This window comes from Nautilia sp. PV-1, assembly GCF_004006315.1.
GTDB classification, from domain to species: domain Bacteria; phylum Campylobacterota; class Campylobacteria; order Campylobacterales; family Nautiliaceae; genus Nautilia; species Nautilia profundicola_A.
The window spans coordinates 1,680,707-1,702,673 of record NZ_CP026530.1; the positions used below are offsets into that span (position 1 = coordinate 1,680,707).

Sequence of the window (21,967 nt, forward strand, 5' to 3'; positions counted from 1 at the left end):
TTTCCCTTATAAATTGTTTTTTATATGTTTAACTATTAAATCGTTATCTATATTTTCGGCGATTTTGCTTTTATCCTGTAATACCAAATCCTTATACCCCCAAGGATGCCATCTGTTAATATCCGAAATTCCGAATAAAGCTATAGTCTTAACTTCTATAGCCGGTGCCAAGTGCATAGCACCACCCTCCAACGTCACAAAAAGTTTAGCCCTTGAAATAAAAGCTCCCAAATCCAAAAAAGAATCCGTCTTTTTAAAAATAACTTTCGTCTCTTTTTCAAGCTTTTTTGCCGTTTCAAAATCTTTAGGCTCTGCCGTTATATAAATCTCTTTATCAAGCTTAGCAAATATATCTTTTAACTTTTCAAAGCTCATTTGATTGTTTTTCATTCTGGCAGAAATATGAAAAACCACAATATCTTTAAAATCTTCATACTTTTTTTTCATCTCTTTGGGGATAAAAAATCTGGTTTTTTCTCCATTATACTCCACATTCAACGGCTTCAAGCAATCAAAACAAAATTCAACTTCGTGATTATTTCTAAATTCTATATGATGAGTAAACTTGTCTCTCTTTTTTTTATCTTTTACCCCTATTCTCATTTTGGCTTTACTGATATTGCTAAACTGCTCAGTTGATGGAGAATATTCGCTTCTAAAAACAACACTTACATCATATTTTTCTTTTCTGATACCGTTAAATATTTTAATTTTTCCAAACAGGGCTTTTAACTTTTCCCCTACTCCGTTTACATGTTTAGGTTTGGTATAAACATATATATTGTCTACAAAAGGATTGTTTCTGATTCCCAAAAAATTATAACTGTTAACCACAATATCGATTTGAGCATTTGGATATTTTTTTCTTAAACCCTCAATTGCAGGTGTTGTACATATCAAATCACCTAGATTATCGTTTCTTATTAAGAGTATTTTCATTTAAGAACCTTTTCATATACGCTAAGCACTTTATTTACCATCGCTTTTTTAGAAAAATTCTCAACAATATAATCTCTGTCTTTATTAAACTGCAATTCTTTATTATAAATTTTTTTAACACCCTCAACCCATTTGTTTAAATCCAAACCGTCAAGCATTAAAAAGTTGTTGTCTTTATATAAATCCATCACACTTCCGACATTGCTGGCTATTATATCTTTTTGCATCATAAGTCCCTGAATCACACTTTGGGGCACTCCCTCTTTAGAATCGGATGTTAACAGCTGCAAATCTATAGCTTTTAAAAATTCGGGCACTTTTGTAATATGTCCTAAAAGTTTTACGTTTTTTAAGTTTAAATCTTTTATTTTCTTTTCTATTTCTTTTCTTTTAGGTCCCTCACCAGCTATTACAAATTCAATATTTTCATTATCTTTAAAATAATTGGCAATATCCAAAAAAAAGTCGTGTCTTTTAAATGAACGCAAAACTGCCACTATTCCGATATAAAATTTATTATCATCCAAACCAAAAATTTTTCTGCACTCATTTGTATCATACTTTTGAGGATTAAATATTTCATCATCTATTCCGGTCGGAATTGACATTATCTTTTCAGGGTTTATTCTGTTATATTTAATCATATCTTCCCTGACACTCTCACCCGTTGTAATAATAAAATCCGCAAGTTCGTTAATAAAATTGGTCCTTGAAGGGTTTATTCTGTTGCTTAGATGTCTTGTTCTTATAAACTTTGCTCCGCTAAGCTTTGCAGCAAGTCCACCAACCCAAGTATCTTTTCCGGAATGAGTATTAATTATATCTATTTTATCTCTTTTTATGATTTTCATTAACTCAAAAAGCGTTTTAAAATCCAAATTACCTCTAAACGGCAACGTATAAACCTTAAAACCTCTTTTTAAAGCCTCCTCTTTTATCCTGCTTCCTTCCCTGCAGGCAAGCATTACATCAACTCCCTGTTCTCTTACACCTTCCATTTCAGAAATTATCCTGATTTCCTGTCCTCCCCATCCGTCAGACCATTCCGTATGTAAAACCCTCACAGTTTCTCCTCAATAATATTAAAAATTTTTTCCATATCAAACTGCATTAAACACTCACTCACTTTACTTCCGTTACAACCGTCTTTTCCGCATGGAATGCAATCCCAGTCATGCTGTATAACCGTATGTTTTCCCATTGTTTGAATTCCGCTTTTTTTCGTATACCCGCTTTCAAACAGATCATTATCCCATGGTCCCCAGTTAAACGCCCCGCTTGGACCGAAAAACGCAACAACAGGAGTATCTACAGCCGCCGCCATATGCATAACAGCCGTATCTACTCCTATAAACAGTTTAGCCCTGCTTGAAAGATATGCAACCTGATTTAAACTGAGTTTTCCGCTTAAATTTATCGGCTTATTTTTACAATAAGATAAAATTTTATTAACTTTTTCTATTTCTTTTTTATCAGGACTCGCCGTTATTACAACTTTTTGACCTTTTTCATATAAAAAATCAATAATATTTGCCATAATTTTATCATCTATACATTTAAATAGCCAACGCGAAACGGGATGAATATGAATAAAATTATCCGGTATTAACTTTTTTACTTTTTCAATATCCTCATTACTCCAAAAAATTTCGACTTTTTTTTCATATATATCTTTATTTATAATCCTTAAAGCATCCAAATTATTCTCAATAATATGTCTCATAAGCGGCGGCTTTGGCATTATAAAATTAAATGCTTTTTTCAACATAATATTTTTATTGACTTTATATCCGATCTTTATCTTTGCATTACTGAATTTTGCTATAAAAGCGCCCCTGTCTCCTTCAGTTGTATTGATCACCATATCATAATTTTTAAAACTTTTTAAAAATTTATATTCTTCAATAAAACGTTTTAATTTCGGAAGAGATTTATAATAGCTTCTATTATATGAATAAATTCTGTTTATATTCGGATTCCCTTTAAGCATGGCTTCCGTGCCTTTATTTACCGCAACATCTATCTGCGCCTCGGGGAAATTCATCTTCAGATTTTTAATTAAAGGAGTAGTTAAAAGAACATCTCCTATATTTCTGAATTTTATAACCAAAATTTTCATTTTTTTCCCTTAATGTATTTCCAAAAAGTATACTGTGAATAAAGCCTTGCGATTACAAATCCGTCCCAGCCTTCCAAAAATCCGAGCTTTATAAAATACAGCTTAAAAAACGTCCATAAAGGAGAAATAAAAGCTTTTAATTTATTCGGTTTCGCCCCAAGCGTTGAATATCTGTTCTGCTTATCGATAAATTCCTCAATGCTTTCATACGCCAGATGTTTCATAGGATTTTTCAAATACCCGATTTCACATTCACATTCAACGCTTTCATGGACTTCTTTTTCGTTAAATTTTGCCTTTTTTTTATTGAAAAGTCTTACGGAATAATCAGGATAAAGCCCTAAACGCTTTATTTCCCTGCCCCAAAAAACATTTATTCTCGGAACATAATACGCGTTAAATTCCGGATTTTTCAATATGGCTTTTATTTCATTTTGAAGTTCAGCGGTTATCCTCTCATCCGAATCAAGCACAAAAACCCAGTCGTTTTTTGCCAAATCGACAGCCTTTTGTTTCTGTTTTCCAAATCCGAGCCATTCCTGAAATTCAACTCTCGCACCCAGAGCTTTAGCCGTTTCACATGTATTGTCACTGCTTCCGCTGTCAAGTATCAAAACCTCATCGGCAAACAAAGCGGATTTAACCGCGCCCTCTATAAATTTTCCACTGTTTTTCGTAATTATTACGACACTCAGCTTATTCATATCTGTCCTCGTAATAATGTTTAAACCTTCTGTGAAACCAATACCATAATTCCGGATATTTTTTAACTTCTTCCTCAATTATTTTAGACTGTCTGTCGACACAGTTTTGGATATCATCACAAACAAACACATCTTTAAAACTTATAACCCATTTATCGTCTTTTTTTTCTGCAAAACCCATAACAACAGGAACTTTCAGTTTTTTACTAAGAAGAGCAGCGCTTGGTGTCTGAAGAACTTTTTTACCGAAAAATTTGGTATCCAACCCTTCTTCTTTAGATGTATTCTGATCAACTAAAATTCCTATGCTTCTTCCGTTTTTTAAATCTCTCATTAAATTTTTAAGAGCGCCTTTTTTACCGTATATTTTTACATTGAATTTTTCACGAATTTTTTTAATTCTTTCGTTCAGTTTCGGATTGTCTATCTCTCTTACAACGGCACTGATGGGAGTCACAAAAGCACCTATTGCCAAAACCGCGATTTCCCAGTTTCCAAAATGTGCCCCTGCAAAAATTACAGGTCCTTTTTGAAGCTCATTTTTCACCGTTTCGAGATTCTCAAATTCAACTTTTTTGGCCAAATCCCCTTTACTCATTTTCGAAAGTTCGATAAATTCAAACAGATTGCTTACGAAGTTTTCATAAACTTTTTCTGCTATTTTTTCTTTTTCTTTTTTTGAAAGAGTATCTCCGTAAGCTAAATCAAGATTGACAAATACTATCTTTTTTCTTTTTGAATCAAATTTATAAAACAGAAACGTCAATAATTTTTTTAAATATTTTTTCATAAAATCAGGACATATTTTTAGTAATTTTTCTAAAAACAGATATCCGTAATAAAACATATTATCAAAATTCATCTGTTCTCTTTATTATATTTTTAACATCCATTTTATCCATTACGTTTAACCTCTTGTTTATTTCTTTGTTTTGAATTTCCACACTTTTAGAATACCTGTTTTCTAAAATTTTATTGTTATAAGTACATCCGTATAAAATAACATTGTTAATATTATTCGCCCAAGCTATAAAACTTGGGCCCGTATCATTTCCGATTAACAAATCACTTTTGTCTATCAAAGCCTTTAAATCATTCAGGTTTAGACTTACGGGTGTGACATTTTTGGCCTTATCGGCTATAAAAAACGCCTCTTTTTTTTCATTTTCGCCTACATACGGAACTATTATATTTTCGTTTTTAAAATATTCAGCAAGTTCTGTCCAGACGTGAAGAGGTGTTTTTTTACACTCCCAGCTCGCACCTATTATAAAAACTATGTTTTTTCTCTCACGGCTTAAATATTCAAATTCCCTGTCTTTGTAAAACAGCAGTTTCGGGTGATTAATCAAATAACCGTCATCTTCCATCTCAAAAAGCTCCAAATATCTCTGAACGGCAAACTTCTTTTTTGATTTTATTTTCTTATCATAAAAAATTGAAGCTATCTTTTCCCTCGGATTTGCGTACCCTATTACTTCGTTTCCTATTATTCTCGCAACCAGAGCGCTTTTTATAAGCCCCTGCAGATCATATACGTTTTGATATGTTTTTTGTCTTAGCTCTTTGTAAATATTCCAAAGCTGCTTTTTATCTTTTTTAGCGGCTCTTAAATTTACAGGCACAATGTTATTAATATAAGGATTGTCTTGTAAAATATCTTTAAATGATTCATCCACCACAAAATCTATTTTTTCTTCAAGTTTTGGCAAAACAACCAAAGAATGTATAATATCACCTAAAGAACTCAGTTTTATTATCGTATCCATTGTTTCCTTTAAATTTTGATAAGATAGTAAAATTATAACAAATGAAAGGTTTAGATTTTGTGGAAATTTATTAAAGAATACCTCCCTTATTATAAACATTACAAAAAAGAGATATTTTTAGCTGTAATCGGGATGATAATGGTATCCGTATCCACCGCTGCCATTGCGTATATTATCAAACCGGTTCTTGACAAAATATTCATTGATAAAAACGAACATCTTTTATACCTGCTTCCGATCGGAATTATTATTATCTACTTCATAAAAGGAGTCGGAAGGTATATTCAGACATATTACGTTACATACATAGGCGAAGACGTAGTAAGACAGATAAGAGACAAGTTTTTAAGTTATATTTTGACGTTTGATATGGATTACTTCAAAAAAACACATTCAGGAGAACTTGTCAGCAGAATAATCAACGATATCAACAGAATACAAAGTGCCATAAGCCACGATTTGGCAAACTTTATAAGAGATATTCTAATGGCTCTGTTTTTGCTGGGAGTTGTAATATACCAAAGTCCCAAACTTGCTTTTTTTGCGATCATAATTATGCCACTTATTATTTATCCGATAGGTAAAATTGCCAAAAAACTGAAAAACCTCTCAAAACAGTCACAGGCCAAAACTGCGGATTTAAACAAACACTTAAGCGAAATATTTAAAAACATCGAGACAATAAAAGCATACAATGCCAAAATATTCGAATATGAAAAATTTAAAGAAGAAAATTTAAGATATTTAAAAATCAATCTTAAAACAGTCAGAACTTCTGCACTTTTAAATCCTATACTCGAACTTATGAACGCAACGGTTGCGGCAATCGTCATTATAGTAGGAGGTCACGAAGTTATTACGGGACAGATGAGTGTAGGTGCGTTTTTTTCTTTTATGACAGCTCTTTTTATGATGACCGAGCCTATCAAAAGAGCATCAAACACATACTCCAACCTCCAAAACGCCATTGCTGCAAACGAAAGGTTAAAAGAAATTTTCCACCTCAAACCTCAGATTGTATCTGGAGATAAAAAGCTTGATAATATAGAAAAAATAGAATTTAAGAATGTATCGTTAAAATACGGAGACAATACGGCTCTTCAAAATATAACCTATACCGCCGAAAAACCTGTGAAAGTCGGCCTTGTGGGTGACAGCGGAGGAGGAAAAAGTTCTTTTGTAAGTCTCATTATGAGATTTTACGATCCGAGCAGCGGTGAAATATTAATAAACGGTGAAAACATGAAACGCTACTCCCTGGAAGACTTAAGAGAAAAAATTGCATATATTCCTCAAAACGTCCATATATTTAACGACACCATTGCTGCAAACGTCGCATACGGCAAGGAAATTGACGAAGAAAAAGTTAAAACCGCACTTAAAAAGGCCAATTTACTGGAATACATCCAAAGCCTGCCTGAGGGTATATATACAGTACTGCATGAAAACGGCAGCAACCTCAGCGGAGGACAAAAACAAAGAATCGCAATAGCAAGGGCCCTTTATAAAGATCCCGATGTTTTAATACTAGATGAAGCGACAAGCGCGCTTGACAACAAAAGCGAAGCGGTTATAATGGATGCCATTAATAACCTCAAAGACATGATAGTGTTCATAATCGCCCACAGACTTCATACAATCGACAATGCCGATGAAATACTTGTTTTCAAAAACGGTAAAATAGAATGTTCAGGGAAAAAAGAAGATCTATTGGAAAAATGCGAAGAGTTTAAAAAACTCTATCAAAAATCATATTAATTTTTCTAAATTATTAATTATTTTTGTAGGAGTCAAGGCATAGTTCGGTTCGTAATTTCCGGCAAGAGAATGTGCCAGACTTCCGTGAATAGCGGCTTTTAAAGGATGCCATCCCTGCGCCAGCAGTGAGCCTATTAGCCCTGCTAGTATGTCTCCGCTTCCGCCTTTTGCCAAAGAAACACTACCGTTCGGATCAATAAACAGTTTTTTATTGTAAGCTATTATTTTATTCGCACCTTTAAGCAGCAACACTACCTGAGGATATTTTTCACTGAATTTTTCCGCCAGTTCAAATCTGTTTGCCTGCACGTCTTTTGTAGTGTAATCTCCAAGGCCAACTATTTTGAGCAGACTAGCAAACTCTTTAGGATGAGGCGTAAGCACGGCTTTTTTATTCAAAAATGATGTTATTTTTTCTTTATAAAACATATCCGCGTCAATAACCATAGGAATATCCAAAGAGATTATATCATCCATTATATCGTCGAAATGGTTATTCATACCCATTCCGAAAGCCAAGGCTGTGAAATTCCCTATTTTGCCTGTCTGCATTATTTCATAAGGAGCATCTACTTTTTCACGGGTTATTATACTAACAAGACCGCATCCGAAATTAAATGCCGCCTGTGAAGCCAGAATTCCGGCTCCGGGTTTATCTCCCACCAATACTCCCAAATGTCCGTATGTTCTTTTATGGGTATTTTGTCTGTTTCTAAAAGGCAAAATAAGATCGTCTTTTTCCAAAACAAAATAACAGCATTTATTTATATATTTAGTAAAACTCACCCCCAGATCGGCTTTTTTTATCACTCCAACATAATCTTTGGCCGCATCGCCGTAAAGAGATATTTTCTCCGCACCCATTGTAATTGTCACGTCGGCTCTGAAAGCCGCAGGTCTTAAATTGCCTTTATCGTCAATTCCCGTAGGAACGTCACATGCTATTTTATATGCCTTTAATTTATTCATTTTATTTACGATTGCAACCAGTTCGCTGCTTAAATCCCTTTTCAAACCGCTTCCGAATATCGCATCCACAAGACAGTCGCAGTTTTTATATACAGTTTCTACATGTCCTCCGACGGCTTTAAATCTCTCTAGCTGAAGTTTGCACATTTCCGATTTTGCGCCAAGAGGCAAATACAGATTAACATGATAATCACCTAGTAAAATTCTGGCAAGAGTAACACCGTCTGCACCGTTGTTTCCGGGTCCTGCCACAATATTTACCGTTAAATTTTTCGGAATTTTTTCATAAATTTCCAAAGCCATACTGTATGCGGCATGCTCCATCAATATATCTTCCGTAAGTTTATATTCTTCATAACACTTCTTATCGAACGAATAGACTTCTTTAAACGCGGGTTTCATATTTACTCCTTAGAGGCATAGAAAGATTTAAAAAGTTTTCCTGCTTTATTGTAACAAGTTTATATTTATTTTCAACAAAGTCCGTATAAAATATCAGCAATTTCAACAGGTTTAAAACCGTTAACTTCCAAACAGGCGTTTATACACCGTTTATCCGCAACCTTATACGAATGAGTATGTCCGTGTATGTTTATATCGCAACCGCAAAGTGTAAAAACTTCTTCAAGAAGATTAGAGATGTTTTGAAATTTTTCATCGTAAGGATTGTCATTAAATACCGGATAATGTGAAAAAAGAACTTTTTTACCGTTAATCTCCTTCACCAGACAGGCTGTTTTTGTAAGGGTTTTTGTATCATACTTATATTTTAAATATTCAAACCAGCTTGTATCAACATCAATTTCTATTCTTATATCCTCTATTACATCCCAGCCTATTGATTTATAAAACTCAATATGTTTTTGTTTGTCGTGATTGCCTTTGATAAGCGTAATTTTACCGTTCAGTTTTTCTGCAAGTTTATATTTGTCTCCAAAAGCCACATCTCCCAAATGCAGCACCTCATCGTTGTCTGAAATATAAGAGTTAAGATATTCAATTAAAAATCGGTCAAAATCCTCATAGCCTTCCATTCTCGCTTTTTGCATTCTCGTAGGCTCATGAAGCAGCATATTTGTATGCCCAAAATGGGTGTCGGATATTATTTTCACTTTAACATTCCTTCTAATTTTTTATATTCATTACAAATTGCATTAAAAACATATTCATTCGGTCTGTATCTGTTATGAAAAAGAATCTTGCAGTTTTCTTTCTTGAAATGTTCCGTATTCCCTCCAAAATCCAAACAGCAATGCAGTGCCATGCCGACTCCGGCACTTCTTGAAATACCGGCAGAACAGTGGATTACAAACTTCAATCCTTTATTAAGCACATTTTTTTTATGTTTATATATAAACCTGGCTATTTTTTCTGCTTCGCTGCCCTCAATCGGCTTGTAAAATAACAAATCTCTATCCACATCCCAAAAATCAACAGTTAAACTGTCAAAAAATTTATCTCTTAAAATTTTATCTATCGGCTTTGCATTAAGATCTTTTCTTGTATTTTTCCTTTTTAGATAATTTTTAAGACTTTTTAGAGTCTTTTTTAATTTTTTCATACTCTCTTTTTGATCTTTGAGAAATATTTCTTTTTTAAATTTGCCTGCACCTATATAAAAAGGAAAGATTAATTCTTGATCGTTAGAATTTAAGAAATTCTCTATTGTCATTATCTGTTTTTTAATAATTTCATATTTATCATCAGGGTTTATAATTGAAATCAGTAGATGCTTTTTAAATTCTTTCTCCTGCAAAAGCGATTCTATCTCTTCTCTTCCGATAATATAGTCTATATATCTGGTTTTTATTGTGCTCATTTTTAATTAACCTTAATAGATTCTATTACGAATTTTTCATTCTCTTCCGGATATCCCAAAGGATTACATATCAGCTCACAGCCGTTAAACTTTTTATACACCTTAGAATGAATATGTCCAAATATCCACATTTTAGGTTTAACCCTCTCAATCACCTCTTCACCGTAAGGCACAAAAAAATATGTATTGCTTATATCGTAAACATTTGATAATACAACAGGCGGCATATGGGATATTATTATATCGGTTTTATCCAATCGGTTGATTTTTTCCAACTCTTTTTCGTATAAAGAAAACACATTAAAATTATATTTAACCGGATAATAATCATACGGAAATACGATTTTGTAACTTTCTTTTCTGTCATATATGTATCTAGCATCATTCATGTATCCGGACCAGTGTTTTACACTGTTTACCTCATACCACAAGCCGCTGCCCCAAAAGGTTATGCCTTTATATTCGACTTTTTGTCCGTCCAAAAAGATTACATTATCTATTTTTTCTACCATTTCTTTAAATTCTTTGAGTCTGTTAAAAGAGTTGTGGTTATATTTCTCCAGATACTTGGAAGAGAGTAAATATAAATCATGATTACCGAATGTAATAAACACTTTTTCATAATATCTGCTTAATAACTCAATCAAATAAACATTATCATCGTTATAATGTCCTATATCTCCTGCAATTACCAAAATATCAAAAATTTTGTTTCTTTTACTGTCAATAAGTTTTTTTGCAAAAGATTGTGTTTTTACTCTGTTAAACCTTGAATAAAAATCCAAATGTATATCGCTTATAATATCAAGAGTCACTTTATTCCTTATTTTCATTTCCATAAATTAAAACAAGTAATTTTATTATAGTATAAATTATTACGATTAAAAAAAATGAATTTCTAATATTATTTTGAGTTAACGTCTTCTAAACTGAAGCGCTTTAAGAAGGTCTTCTTTTTGAATTTTATTTCTTTTGTTTATATTGGCAACGGTTTTGGCAACTTTAAGCAGGTTAAATTCGCTTCTTTTGCTAAGCCCGAAATTACCAATGGCTTTTTTCAGTATCTCGTAAGCGCCGTTTTCAATGTCAAATTGATAATTTTCAGGAAGGTTTGCGTTAAACTCGCCCTTTTGCATCTCAAATACCGTTAAAATTTGTTCAAACATCTTTTTACTTGAAACAGTGTCTTTCGAGTAGTCCTCGGTCATTTGCAGATATATCTCTATCCTGTCATACAGAGGTTCACTGATTCTATTTTTATATCTTCTGATCTCCAAATCCGTACATCTGCACTCTTTATTCGTACTCAACAGATTCCCGCATGGACACGGATTCATAGCAGCCGCAAACAGTATGTCGGTTTCGTATTCTATTTTTGAATTTACCCGGCTGATAAGCACCTTCCTGTCCTGTAACGGAAGCCTTAAATTCTCAAGCACGTCTTTTTGAAAGTGAGGAAGCTCGTCAAAAAAGAGCATTCCTTTATTCGCAAACGCAATCTCCCCTATCTTCGCACCCCTGCTGCCGCCTCCGAATATCGCCGCCTTTGTAGACGAATAGTGAGGCGCCCTGAAAGGTCTTGCAGGTTTAAACGTAACTTCTTTGCCTTCAAGCGAATTATACTTTTCCACTTCAAGTATTTCTTCTAAACTCATAGGAGGTAAAATATATCTCATTCTGCCGATTATCATAGACTTTCCGACTCCGGGACTTCCTTCAAACAGAATATTATGAAACCCAGCCGCAGAAATCAAAGCAGCCTCTTTTGCCTGGTTTTGTCCCAGCACATCTTTAAAATCAAGTTCAAAATTTTCAAGATAATAATACTTTTTGCCGTCTATTTTTATATGGCTGTAGTTAAAACCGTTATTTTCCACCTTTTTAGGCTCAAAATCTTCAAACTCCTTAATATGCGAAAAAGCATAAACTTCAACACCCGGAATTTTGCTCACTTTCTCGGCGCTCTGCAGAGGAATAATCACTTTTTTGGGTTTGAGTGAAAGAATAATAGGAAATATGGAATTGGTATCTTTCAGACTCCCGTCAAGCCCGAGTTCTCCTAAAACCAGATATTCGCTTAAATCAATATTTTTTTTGTGATATAAAATGCTTAAAGCTATAGGAAGATCTAACTGCGAGCCCGATTTTGGCAAATCCGCAGGAGCTAAATTTATCGTAATTTTAAGAGGGGGAAATTCGAAATCGTTATTTAAAAGAGCCGATTTAATTCTTTCTTTGCTTTCCTGAATCGCCTGGGAGCCAAGTCCTACAATAGCAAATCCGGGAAGACCTTTTGTAAACGAACTTTCAACTTCTACTTTTTGGGCTTCAAATCCTTCAAGCGTAGCGGAGTTTATTTTTTTCGTTTTTGTTTTAGCAGTTTTTTCCACTCTTTTTCAAACTTCTTTCTTTTAATATAATCAAGTCTTTCTACAAACAAATGCCCGTCAAGGTGGTCTGTTTCATGCTGGAAAGCAACACTCAGCAAGCCTTCGGCTTCCATAATATGCTCTTTTCCGAATCTGTCAAAAAACTTTACTTTTACGTTTTTGTATCTTTCAACTTCGTCAAAATAATCAGGAACACTCAAACATCCTTCTGTATCTTTCTGCGTTCCGTCCCATGTTAAAAATTCCGGATTTATTACTTCTATTAGTGTGTCTTTACTCTGCTTACCTTCTTCATCGCCAATATCTATCAATAAAGCTCTAATAGGAACAGCCACCTGGATTGCAGCCAGGCCTACGCCGTTTTTAGCTATCATAGTTTCATACATGTCATCCAATAATTTATGCAGTTCCCCATCAAATCTTTCAACAGGCTTTGAAATCTGTTTCAAAACCTTATTCGGATAAGTAACAATATCTAATACCGCCATCAATTTCCTTCGTATATATAATATAAAACGTCGTCTTCCTGAGCTTTTTCCATCATCATCAATGCATGTGAAACCAATACTTCAACATCTTCGTTACTGAGTATTTCTACTATTCCTGCAACTATTTTGATATTAATTTCTTCACCTTCAAGAAAAATAGCAGAATTACTGATAATATCTGAAAGTCTTTCAACCGTTTTACATGCTCCGATTCTGTCCGTATGCTTTAGAAGCATTGCAAAAACACCGTCCCCCAAATGCGCAATAATATCCGTTCTTCTGGATGTTTTGAGCATTATCTTTGCAACACTTCTGTTTAAAAGAATTTTAGACTTTTCAGATTTCAAAGAAGCAAATACGCTGTCTTTCACTTTCAAAACGACTACACTGCTTTTATGTTTAAATTTTTCAATAAGTTTTATTTCTTTTTTCAGTTCTCTTATAAAAAAGTTTTTGTTATAAATACCGTATCTTGCATCAAAAATCGAATTACTCTCAATATCTTTCAAAATTTCTACGTTTTTAGAATATAACTGTTTTATATGGTTAAGCTCATTATCAAGTTTTTCATTTATTTTTTTAAGTCTTTCTTCAAAACCGTTTATAAGTCTTTCAAAAAGTTTCGGATTGGCAATATGTGCGGTTTCGCTTTTATATTTTTCAAAAATATCTTTAATAGCCTGAGAATTTTTATATAAAACTGCAGTATGCTGTAAAAGTTCTTTGGAATATTTAAAAGACTGTTTTAGTTTTTTTTCAATTTCTAAGTCTTTTTCAAGCTCGTTTGTTTCTTCTAAAGTTATATACTCATAAACCTGATTTCTAAAACTTTCCGGTTCTTCATCAAGCATATTTAAAAAATACATTTTATAATAATAAGGTATAGGTGGTACATTTTCTTCAATCATTTTATCAAAAACTTTTTTGGCAAACTCCTCAAGAGGAGAAGAAGGCTCGTTTAAACCAGCAACTTCAACAGTAGAAAATTTATCGTCTTTTTTACTTATCATTAGTTATCTCTTTTTTTTAGTACCTTGTCAATCAGTCCGTATTTAAGAGCTTCTTCCGCACTCATAAAGAAATCTCTTTCTGTGTCTTTTTCTATTTTTCTAATACTCTGACCTGTGTTCTCAGCAAGGATTTTATTAAGTTCTTTTTTCATTCTTAATATTTCTTTTGCATGGATTTCAATATCGGTAGCCTGCCCCTGTGCTCCGCCAAGAGGCTGATGAATCATAATTCTTGCATGAGGAAGCGCAAATCTTTTGCCTTTAGCGCCGCTGCTTAATAAAAACGCGCCCATACTTGCAGCCTGCCCCATACAAATCGTTACAACATCAGGCTTAATATAATTCATTGTATCATAAATAGCCATACCGCTTGTTACCACTCCCCCCGGAGAGTTAATATATAAATAGATGTCTTTTTCCGGATTTTCAGCTTCTAAAAAAAGCATTTGGGCAACAATAATACTAGATACATGGTCGTTTATTTCGCCTTGCAGCATAATAATTCTGTCTTTAAGAAGACGAGAATATATATCGTAAGCTCTCTCTCCTCTTCCGGTTTTTTCAATAACGGTAGGAATTAAAATACTCATTAATTACCTTTTACTTTGTCCTCTAAAAGTTTATTTAGAAGTTTATCTTCAATTAAGTTCATTTTAATTACAGGCAGTAAATTGTTTTCCTGATAATATTTTATCACATCTTGAGGATTTTGTCCCTGCATGATTGCTTCGTAATATAATATCTGAGTAAGCTCCTGATCGCTTACGTCAACACCTTCTTTTTTAGCAATTGCGTCAATAATAAATGTAAGTTTAACTCTGTCTTTTGCTTCAGGAAGCAGTTTTTCTCTAAGTTCTTTAAGTTTTTCAGGATTTTCCTGAAGTTCTTTAATTTCCGCCGGGCTCATTTTTTCAGCTTCATTATTAATCATAATTTCCACTTCTTTTTCTACTACGCTATCAGGTAAATCAATTTCGTATTTTTTTACTAAACACTCAAGAATTTCCTCTTTTTTAGGTGCAAAAGCTTCCGCTTTTTTTCTTTCCTGAATTGAAGTTTTTATCATTTCTTTAAGATCATCTAAAGTTGCATCTTCTTTTGCCATATATTTTTTAGCAAGCTCGTCATTTATTTCAGCAGGAACTTTTTCTTGAATTTCCTGTAAAGTTACGTCAAACTCGGCTTCTTTTCCGGCGATCTCTTTAGCTCCGTAGTTTTCAGGGAAAGTAACTTTTATTTTTTTGCTTTCTCCTACTTTCATTCCTACAAGCTGCTCTTCAAAACCAGGGATGAAAGAGTTGCTTCCGATTTCAAGAGGATACGCTTCTGCACTTCCGTTTTCCATTTTTTCACCGTCGATATAACCTGTGAAATCGATTACACCGATAAGACCTTCTTTTAAAATTCTTTTTCTTGAAACTTTAGTTTCAGCTTGAGCTTCCGCGATTTTTTTGATTTCTTCTTCAACTTCTTCATCAGTCACTTCAGGAACTTCAACTTCAGGAACACATTCTTTATATTCGTCTCCGATTTCAATTTCAGGTCTTGTGAAAACTTTAATTTCAACTTCAATTTTGTCGTCTTTTTTATCAAATTTAGTAACTTCAGGCTCAGCAATCATATCGCTTACACCAAGTTCTTTAACGCCTTTATCAAGCACTTCTCTTATTGCTTCGCTGATTGCGTCTTGTTCGATATCGGCAGCATACATTTTTTTTACTACTTTTACAGGCACTTTTCCGGGTCTGAACCCTTGGATTTTCGCTTTTTTTGCGATTTGTTTAGCAATTTTGTCTTTTTTTGCTTCTAAATCTTGATTTTCGATCACAGCTTTGATTATACTATTAGCAGAATCAATTTTTTTAACTTCTAACATTAAAATCCTTTTTTTAAAGGGTATAATACCAAAAATTTTAAAGGATAACAATGAGCGTTGATTTAGAAAAACTGGAATTGGCAGCTAAAATGATTCTTGAAGCAATAGGAGAAGACGTTAACAGAGAAGGGCTTGTAAAAACTCCTAAAAGAGTTGCAAAAAGTTTCGAATACATCTGCGGCGGATATTTTAAAGACCCAAAAGAAGTACTTAACGACGCACTATTTGAAAGTACAAACAATGAAATGGTGGTAGTAAGAAATATAGAATTTTATTCAATGTGCGAACATCATATTTTACCGTTCTTCGGTAGGGTACACGTGGCTTATATACCTGATAAAAAGGTAGTGGGCTTAAGTAAAATTCCAAGAATGGTAAACGTATTCGCAAGAAGACTTCAAATCCAAGAACAGCTTACAGAACAGATTGCCGATGCCATTATGGAAGTAGTACAGCCAAAAGGCGTGGGAGTTGTGATTCACGCAAGACATATGTGTATGGAAATGAGAGGTGTGGAAACTAAACATTCATATACGTCAAGCAGCGCGCTTAGAGGAATATTCTTAGAGGAAAAAACAAGAGAAGAGTTTTTCAACATTATAAATGCACCTGTACAGACACACTTTTGAGAAGTGAAAAGTGAAAAATTATAAAATTTTTCTCCTTAAAGGAAATAAATGGCTCTTAGCAGCATAAAAGACAAAATCGGTAAAAAACCGCTTTCAAAACCGTTCGGCATTGTCAAAAAAATCAATCCGACAAATTTAGTAGCCACAGGATTAAATCCTTCTATCGGCGATATAGTCAAAATATGTTCCGGAAACCATGAAATACTCGGAATGGTGACGGCCCTTGACGAAAACTCTTTTATAGTTACACCTTTTTCATTTCTTGAAGGCTTTAAAATCGGCGATAAAATTTACATCGACGAAAACGGCATGCAGATACCCGTGGGCGAAGGTCTACTTGGCAGAGTCGTAGATCCTTTTATGAACCCTATTGATGACAAAGGGGAAATATTTTTTGAAAAGAAATATCCTATTATGACTAAACCTATCTCACCTATGAAACGAGGTGTTATTGATGAAGTATTCGAAACAAAGGTCAAAGCAATCGACGGACTTTTAACATGCGGAAAAGGACAAAAGCTCGGTATTTTTGCAGGAAGCGGTGTCGGTAAATCAACTCTTATGAGTATGATTGTAAAAGGTGCGAGTGCTGATATTAAAGTAATCGCCCTAATTGGTGAGAGGGGAAGGGAAATTCCTGAATTCATAGAACATCAACTCGGAGGCGACTTAACAAATACGGTAATAATTGTAGCAACTTCGGATGATTCTGCCCTTATGAGAAAATACGGGGCATTCAGCGCCATGGCAGTGGCTGAATATTTCAAAGATAAAAATAAAGACGTCTTGTTTTTAATGGACAGTATTACAAGATTTGCAATGGCCCAAAGAGAAATAGGACTTGCAATGGGAGAACCTCCTACCAGCAAAGGGTATCCTCCAAGCGCAATTATGCTTCTGCCACAATTAATGGAAAGAGCCGGAAAAGAAAAAAACAAAGGTTCGATTACAGCCTTTTTCACGGTTTTGGTAGAAGGCGATGACACATCTGCGGATCCTATTGCCGACCAGGCAAGATCAATCCTTGACGGACATTTTATTTTAAGCAGAGAACTGACTGACAGCGGTATCTATCCTCCAATAAATATATTAAATTCCGCCAGCAGGGTTATGAGTAACGTAGTTAGTGAAGAACATCTTAAAAAAGCACAAAAATTTAAAAAACTTTATTCACTTTTAAAAGAAAACGAAGTCCTTATCCGTATAGGTGCCTACCAAAAAGGCGTAGATCCTGAACTTGACGAAGCCATTAACAAAAAACAGGCTATGGAAAACTTTTTAAAACAGTCTCCAAACGAACTAATTCCTTTTGATGAAACTTTAAATATCTTAAACAATATTGTATAATTTTTGTAAAATTGTAAATCAAAGGTGATTATGAACTTCCAACAGATTCTTGAAATTTTTAATAAACAGCCGTACGTTGCAGTAATGTTATACAAAGAAAAAATAATTTATGCAAACAAAAAACTTCAGGAACTGTTAGGATATAATCAAAAAGAGATCCTTGAACTCCCTGCGGAAGGTATCTTCCCTCCCGGAAAAACAAGAGAAAAAATTAAAGAAGTGGTTGCCAGGAGGTTAAAAGGCGAAGAGTTCCCCGCGACATATGAACCTTTCGAAGTTTTAAATAAAAACAACAAACGTCTGATGATGAAATTTTTCACTCAAACAATTAAATTAGACGACGGAGATTATGCCGGGTTTGTTTTAGGCATAGACGTCACCGACGAATTTAAAAAAGAATTTTTAATAGATATATTAAAAGAAATAAACCAAACAATAATTACAAAAGAAAAAGAATCTGAAATATATCAGAATATCGTAAAAGCAATTTATACAAAAGGCGGATATGAATTCGCTTGTGCCTCTATCAAGAATCCATCAAACACTGAACTTGAACCAAAATACTGCATTGGAAATTTTGACGAAGAGTTTTTAAATTTCTTAAAAACAATTTTTAAAGCAGATCCTGCTTATACCGACAAATGCATGGCTACAAAATATATGCTTGAAAATAAATTTATGGTTATTAACGACCTGACAAAAATAGAATTTCCGAATAAAAAACTTTTAGACACTCTTTTAAAAAGAAACTTTAAATCCATACTTTTCTTCCCTATTTTTAAAAACAACAAACTTTATTCTTCTATAGGTATCTGCTCTAAATATATAGATGATTTTGACAATATTTCAATTTCTATTTTCGAAGAAGCCAAACAGGACATAGAATTTGCTATAAAAAAAACCGAAAACATTTCATATCTTCGTCTTTTACAAGAAGCCCTGGATAAAACATATTCTTGGGTGTTAATTACAGATGAAGACGCTAATATTTTGTATGCCAACAAAAGCGTTGAAGAAATTACCGGATACAAATTAACAGAACTTTTAGGACAAAACCCTAGAGTATTTAAATCAGGATACCACTCAAACGATTTTTATGAAAAGCTGTGGGAAAAGCTGCAAAATAATGAAGTCATAGAAACAATACTTATAAATAAAGACAAAAACCACAATTTATTTTATTTAAAAGATAAAATAGTACCTATCTTTACACCTGACGGTAAAAAATATTATATTTCTTTAGCAATAGATATTACACACGAAAAAACACTTCAAAATCAGCTAAAAAAAGATATCTTAACAGATTTACCTAACAGAAACGAATTTATAAATTTAATTTCCAATGTTATTTCTGAAGATAAAAAATACGCTTGTGTAATTATAGACTTAAAAGATTTCAAAATATTTAACCAAATAAACGGCAACAGTGCCGGGGATTATTTACTCAGAAGGTTTGCCGATTTTTTAAAAACAATTTTTTATGAAAATGATATTATCGGAAGAATCGGAGGAGATGAATTTGCAGTTTTCATTCAATATAAATCAATAAATGATTTATATTCTATAATACAAAAAATTATTTACAAAGTTCAACATTTATACGAATTTAGAAAAAGAATTTCAATAAATATGGGTATTTCTTTTTATCCTAAAGACTCAAAAAACATCACAGAACTTATTGAAAAAGCTTTTCTTGCATTAGAAATAGCTAAAGAAAAAGGCGATTTTACTTATGAATTTTTCAATCCCGATATTAGCGATAAGATTCTTGAATATTCAGGCATTAAACAGCTTTTGATTGAAGCAATCACTTATAAAAAATTTATTTATCACTTTCAGCCGTATGTAAATGCCCGCACTTTTAAAACAGCCGGCGCTGAAACATTAATAAGAATTAAACATGGTCCTCATATAGTTTACCCCGATGTTTTTATAGATTTCGCAGAAAACAGCGGATATATAAAAGAAATCGAAAAAATAATGTTCCCTAGATACTTGGAATATTTAAAACAAATAAATATTCCACTTTCATTTAATATATCAGGCAAATCCTTAACAGATGAAATGCATATAAAACAGCTCTTTAGTAACATTTCAGATCTTCCGGTTATAATTGAGCTTACAGAAAGAGAAATAGCCGGCAACATTGAATATACAAAAGAAATTTTTAATTTCTTTAAAGAAAAAAATTTTAAACTTTCAATAGATGATTTCGGGACAGGATATTCATCACTTACTTATTTAAAAGATTTACCTACCGATTATCTGAAGATTGATATGTCTTTTATAAGAAATATTGAAAAATCAGACAAAGACCTTGCAATTGTCGAAACAATTATTAATTTTGCTCACAGATTTAATTTACAAACTATAGCCGAAGGCGTTGAAACTGAAAATCAGGTCAAAATTTTACAAAAATTAAAGTGCGATTATTTACAGGGTTATTACTTCGCAAAACCTATGCCTTTTGAGGATTTACAAAAATTTTTAAAATCTCACAAAAATTCTTGACAAAAGATTTTTTTTTACATATAATTTCAGTCCACAAACGCTTACGGAGTGTAGCGCAGTTTGGTTAGCGCACCTGGTTTGGGACCAGGGGGTCGGGGGTTCGAGTCCCTCCACTCCGACCATTTAAGCCACTATAAGTGAGTAGCTTTTGAGCTTCCCACTTGTGGTGGGTGTAGCTCAGGTGGTTAGAGCACCAGGTTGTGGCCCTGGGGGTCGCCGGTTCGAGTCCGGTCATCCACCCCATTGTTCTATCTAATTGAGCGTCCGTAGCTCAATTGGATAGAGCAACGGACTTCGGATCCGTAGGTTGTAGGTTCGAGTCCTACCGGACGCGCCAAACAACTAAAAAGCTCTCAAAATAAGCGCCCTTAGCTCAGCTGGATAGAGCAACGGCCTTCTAAGCCGTAGGTCGCAGGTTCGAGTCCTGCAGGGCGTACCACTTTTCAGTCTGCGGGAGTGGCGGAACTGGCAGACGCGCTAGACTTAGGATCTAGTGCCGCAAGGCGTGGAGGTTCGAGTCCTCTCTCCCGCACCATAAAACCTACCTCAAATTAACGTATTTTCGGGCATTTCAAGCAATTCTGACTATTGAAAACCTGCCCGCAAAACCTACCCTGGAACAAAAGTAATTGCAAATCATCCTTTTTTACATAATACATTTTTTAAAAACCTACCCTAAAAATAATTATTTTTATAGTTACGACTATAATATTTCTTAAAAAAAATTATAAGTAGAACTATAAACTACCTTTTTTGCTTTTCAAAATTCCAGAAAAAAGTAAAGCTTTTAAAACTTCTTTTTCCTCATTATTTTTTACTTCTAAAATTTTTTTATATTTATCCAAAATGTCAATATCTTTAGTCATAAAATCATTATATGCTAAAATTTTTGCCACATATTTTATAGATTTAGTTTTTTGTATCATTGCTTTTAATGAGTTTTTATAATTTTTTAATTCTTTTGTATCTAAGTCATTAACTTTTCCAAGTAAAAAATAAATATCATTAACTTCTGTTTTAGTAAAATATTTAGAATCTATTGATTGCACAATTTTTTTATATGTAAAATTAAAGTCATCACTATACTTAATAGCCATAGATAAAGTCTCAAATGTCTGAATCTTTGCAGGAAGTTTTACGAATTCTTTAAATTTTAAGATATTCTTTTCATCTATTTTGAGTAATATAGCATCTTTAACTACAAACTTATTATGATAAACTGGAAGATTATTATTTTTAAAAAAAACATAAGTGCTAAAATTATGAGGAAATGACGGTACTAGTGAATTAGCGAACCATGGATTTGTTTTAAATGTTTTTTCAAGGTAATCATTTTTCCATCCTCCTATATCTCCATTAAATTTACTTTCACAAAACATATTTTCAAAACGAATTACATTTTTAACATTCCATCTGCTAACATCTCCATTAAACTTGACACTAAAAAACACAAAGTGCATTTCTTTAATCAGAGAAGTGTCAATACAATTTAAATCTGCTTCCCGGTTTGGTTTATCAGGTGTTCCTTGAACCTCAAATATCTCTTTTTTAATACATTCTCTTAATTCATTAAAATCCTTAGGACAATATTTAAAATTCATTTTATATCCTTTTTTTATTGTTGGTATTAATTCTAATA

Annotated in this window: 20 protein-coding genes and 5 tRNA genes; 9 read left to right on the forward strand and 16 right to left on the reverse strand. The window is 33.2% G+C overall.

The annotated features are described in order from the left end of the window. Positions 1-6: 6 nt before the first annotated feature. The 6 genes from C3L23_RS08860 to C3L23_RS08885 are packed head-to-tail and all read right to left on the reverse strand — an operon-like array spanning position 7 to position 5,531. Entirely contained in the window at positions 7-939 is a 933-nt protein-coding gene (locus tag C3L23_RS08860; RefSeq protein ID WP_127681884.1) for a glycosyltransferase family 9 protein, read from the reverse strand. After that, entirely contained in the window at positions 936-2,003 is a 1,068-nt protein-coding gene (locus C3L23_RS08865) for a glycosyltransferase family 4 protein (RefSeq protein WP_127681886.1), read from the reverse strand. Before C3L23_RS08865 ends, C3L23_RS08860 begins: the two co-directional genes overlap by 4 nt. Beyond that, the gene (rfaQ, locus tag C3L23_RS08870) at positions 2,000-3,058 is read right to left on the reverse strand and encodes a putative lipopolysaccharide heptosyltransferase III (protein WP_127681888.1); all 1,059 of its coding nucleotides are present in this window, start codon (positions 3,056-3,058) and stop codon (positions 2,000-2,002) included. The genes C3L23_RS08865 and rfaQ overlap by 4 nt, the downstream gene beginning before the upstream one ends. Next, positions 3,055-3,762 carry a glycosyltransferase family 2 protein gene (locus tag C3L23_RS08875; RefSeq protein ID WP_127681890.1) on the reverse strand — a complete coding sequence of 236 codons (708 nt, stop codon included), beginning with the start codon at positions 3,760-3,762 and terminating at the stop codon, positions 3,055-3,057. Before C3L23_RS08875 ends, rfaQ begins: the two co-directional genes overlap by 4 nt. Continuing rightward, the gene (locus C3L23_RS08880; RefSeq protein WP_127681892.1) at positions 3,755-4,624 is read right to left on the reverse strand and encodes a lipid A biosynthesis lauroyl acyltransferase; all 870 of its coding nucleotides are present in this window, start codon (positions 4,622-4,624) and stop codon (positions 3,755-3,757) included. Before C3L23_RS08880 ends, C3L23_RS08875 begins: the two co-directional genes overlap by 8 nt. Beyond that, positions 4,614-5,531 carry a glycosyltransferase family 9 protein gene (locus tag C3L23_RS08885; RefSeq protein ID WP_168175736.1) on the reverse strand — a complete coding sequence of 306 codons (918 nt, stop codon included), beginning with the start codon at positions 5,529-5,531 and terminating at the stop codon, positions 4,614-4,616. Before C3L23_RS08885 ends, C3L23_RS08880 begins: the two co-directional genes overlap by 11 nt. A gap of 57 nt (positions 5,532-5,588) precedes the next feature. Here C3L23_RS08885 and C3L23_RS08890 point away from each other — a divergent pair, with 57 nt between their 5' ends. Beyond that, complete coding sequence (locus tag C3L23_RS08890) at positions 5,589-7,289, forward strand: ABC transporter ATP-binding protein (protein ID WP_127681896.1); 1,701 nt, start codon at positions 5,589-5,591, stop codon at positions 7,287-7,289. Here the strand turns inward: C3L23_RS08890 and C3L23_RS08895 are convergent. The 9 genes from C3L23_RS08895 to tig all read right to left on the reverse strand — a co-directional run bounded on the left by C3L23_RS08895 (position 7,281) and on the right by tig (position 15,841). Further along, the gene (locus C3L23_RS08895; protein ID WP_127681898.1) at positions 7,281-8,660 is read right to left on the reverse strand and encodes an NAD(P)H-hydrate dehydratase; all 1,380 of its coding nucleotides are present in this window, start codon (positions 8,658-8,660) and stop codon (positions 7,281-7,283) included. The two genes, C3L23_RS08890 and C3L23_RS08895, sit on opposite strands and share 9 nt — an antisense overlap. A 71-nt stretch (positions 8,661-8,731) precedes the next feature. Continuing rightward, the gene (locus tag C3L23_RS08900; RefSeq protein WP_127681900.1) at positions 8,732-9,370 is read right to left on the reverse strand and encodes a metallophosphoesterase family protein; all 639 of its coding nucleotides are present in this window, start codon (positions 9,368-9,370) and stop codon (positions 8,732-8,734) included. Next, positions 9,367-10,077: a protein-tyrosine phosphatase family protein gene (locus C3L23_RS08905; RefSeq protein ID WP_127681902.1), complete on the reverse strand. Its 711-nt coding sequence runs from the start codon at positions 10,075-10,077 to the stop codon at positions 9,367-9,369. The genes C3L23_RS08900 and C3L23_RS08905 overlap by 4 nt, the downstream gene beginning before the upstream one ends. Positions 10,078-10,079: 2 nt before the next feature. Next, positions 10,080-10,892, reverse strand: a complete 813-nt coding sequence (locus tag C3L23_RS08910; protein ID WP_168175737.1) for a metallophosphoesterase — start codon at positions 10,890-10,892, stop codon at positions 10,080-10,082. A 99-nt stretch (positions 10,893-10,991) separates the two neighbouring features. Continuing rightward, entirely contained in the window at positions 10,992-12,467 is a 1,476-nt protein-coding gene (locus tag C3L23_RS08915) for a YifB family Mg chelatase-like AAA ATPase (protein WP_127681906.1), read from the reverse strand. Further along, positions 12,431-12,955, reverse strand: coding sequence for a peptide deformylase (gene def, locus C3L23_RS08920; protein WP_127681908.1), 525 nt, complete (start codon positions 12,953-12,955; stop codon positions 12,431-12,433). Before def ends, C3L23_RS08915 begins: the two co-directional genes overlap by 37 nt. Next, complete coding sequence (locus tag C3L23_RS08925) at positions 12,955-13,965, reverse strand: diguanylate cyclase domain-containing protein (protein ID WP_127681910.1); 1,011 nt, start codon at positions 13,963-13,965, stop codon at positions 12,955-12,957. Before C3L23_RS08925 ends, def begins: the two co-directional genes overlap by 1 nt. After that, entirely contained in the window at positions 13,965-14,555 is a 591-nt protein-coding gene (gene clpP / locus C3L23_RS08930) for an ATP-dependent Clp endopeptidase proteolytic subunit ClpP (RefSeq protein WP_127681912.1), read from the reverse strand. Before clpP ends, C3L23_RS08925 begins: the two co-directional genes overlap by 1 nt. Continuing rightward, positions 14,555-15,841, reverse strand: coding sequence for a trigger factor (gene tig, locus C3L23_RS08935; RefSeq protein WP_127681914.1), 1,287 nt, complete (start codon positions 15,839-15,841; stop codon positions 14,555-14,557). Before tig ends, clpP begins: the two co-directional genes overlap by 1 nt. 50 nt (positions 15,842-15,891) lie before the next feature. On the opposite strand from tig, the gene folE reads away from it, so the two are divergent. The 8 genes from folE to C3L23_RS08975 all read left to right on the forward strand — a co-directional run bounded on the left by folE (position 15,892) and on the right by C3L23_RS08975 (position 20,863). Beyond that, a complete protein-coding gene (gene folE, locus C3L23_RS08940; protein ID WP_127681916.1) occupies positions 15,892-16,470 on the forward strand; it encodes a GTP cyclohydrolase I FolE in 579 nt (192 codons plus the stop codon). A gap of 48 nt (positions 16,471-16,518) precedes the next feature. Continuing rightward, positions 16,519-17,817 (forward strand): flagellar protein export ATPase FliI, encoded by a 1,299-nt coding sequence (fliI, locus tag C3L23_RS08945; protein ID WP_127681918.1) that lies wholly within the window; start codon positions 16,519-16,521, stop codon positions 17,815-17,817. 30 nt (positions 17,818-17,847) lie between these two features. Next, entirely contained in the window at positions 17,848-20,328 is a 2,481-nt protein-coding gene (locus tag C3L23_RS08950) for an EAL domain-containing protein (protein ID WP_127681920.1), read from the forward strand. 44 nt (positions 20,329-20,372) lie between these two features. After that, positions 20,373-20,450: transfer RNA gene (locus C3L23_RS08955), tRNA-Pro, on the forward strand. A gap of 44 nt (positions 20,451-20,494) precedes the next feature. Continuing rightward, positions 20,495-20,571, forward strand: a tRNA-His gene (locus C3L23_RS08960). A gap of 17 nt (positions 20,572-20,588) precedes the next feature. After that, positions 20,589-20,665, forward strand: a tRNA-Arg gene (locus C3L23_RS08965). Between the two features lie 25 nt (positions 20,666-20,690). Further along, a tRNA-Arg gene (locus C3L23_RS08970) sits at positions 20,691-20,767 on the forward strand. Positions 20,768-20,778: 11 nt separating this feature from the next. Beyond that, positions 20,779-20,863, forward strand: a tRNA-Leu gene (locus C3L23_RS08975). Between the two features lie 202 nt (positions 20,864-21,065). Here C3L23_RS08975 and C3L23_RS08980 read toward each other — a convergent pair. After that, on the reverse strand, positions 21,066-21,929 hold the full coding sequence (locus C3L23_RS08980) for a BspA family leucine-rich repeat surface protein (protein WP_168175738.1): 864 nt from the start codon (positions 21,927-21,929) through the stop codon (positions 21,066-21,068). Between the last annotated feature and the right edge of the window lie 38 nt (positions 21,930-21,967).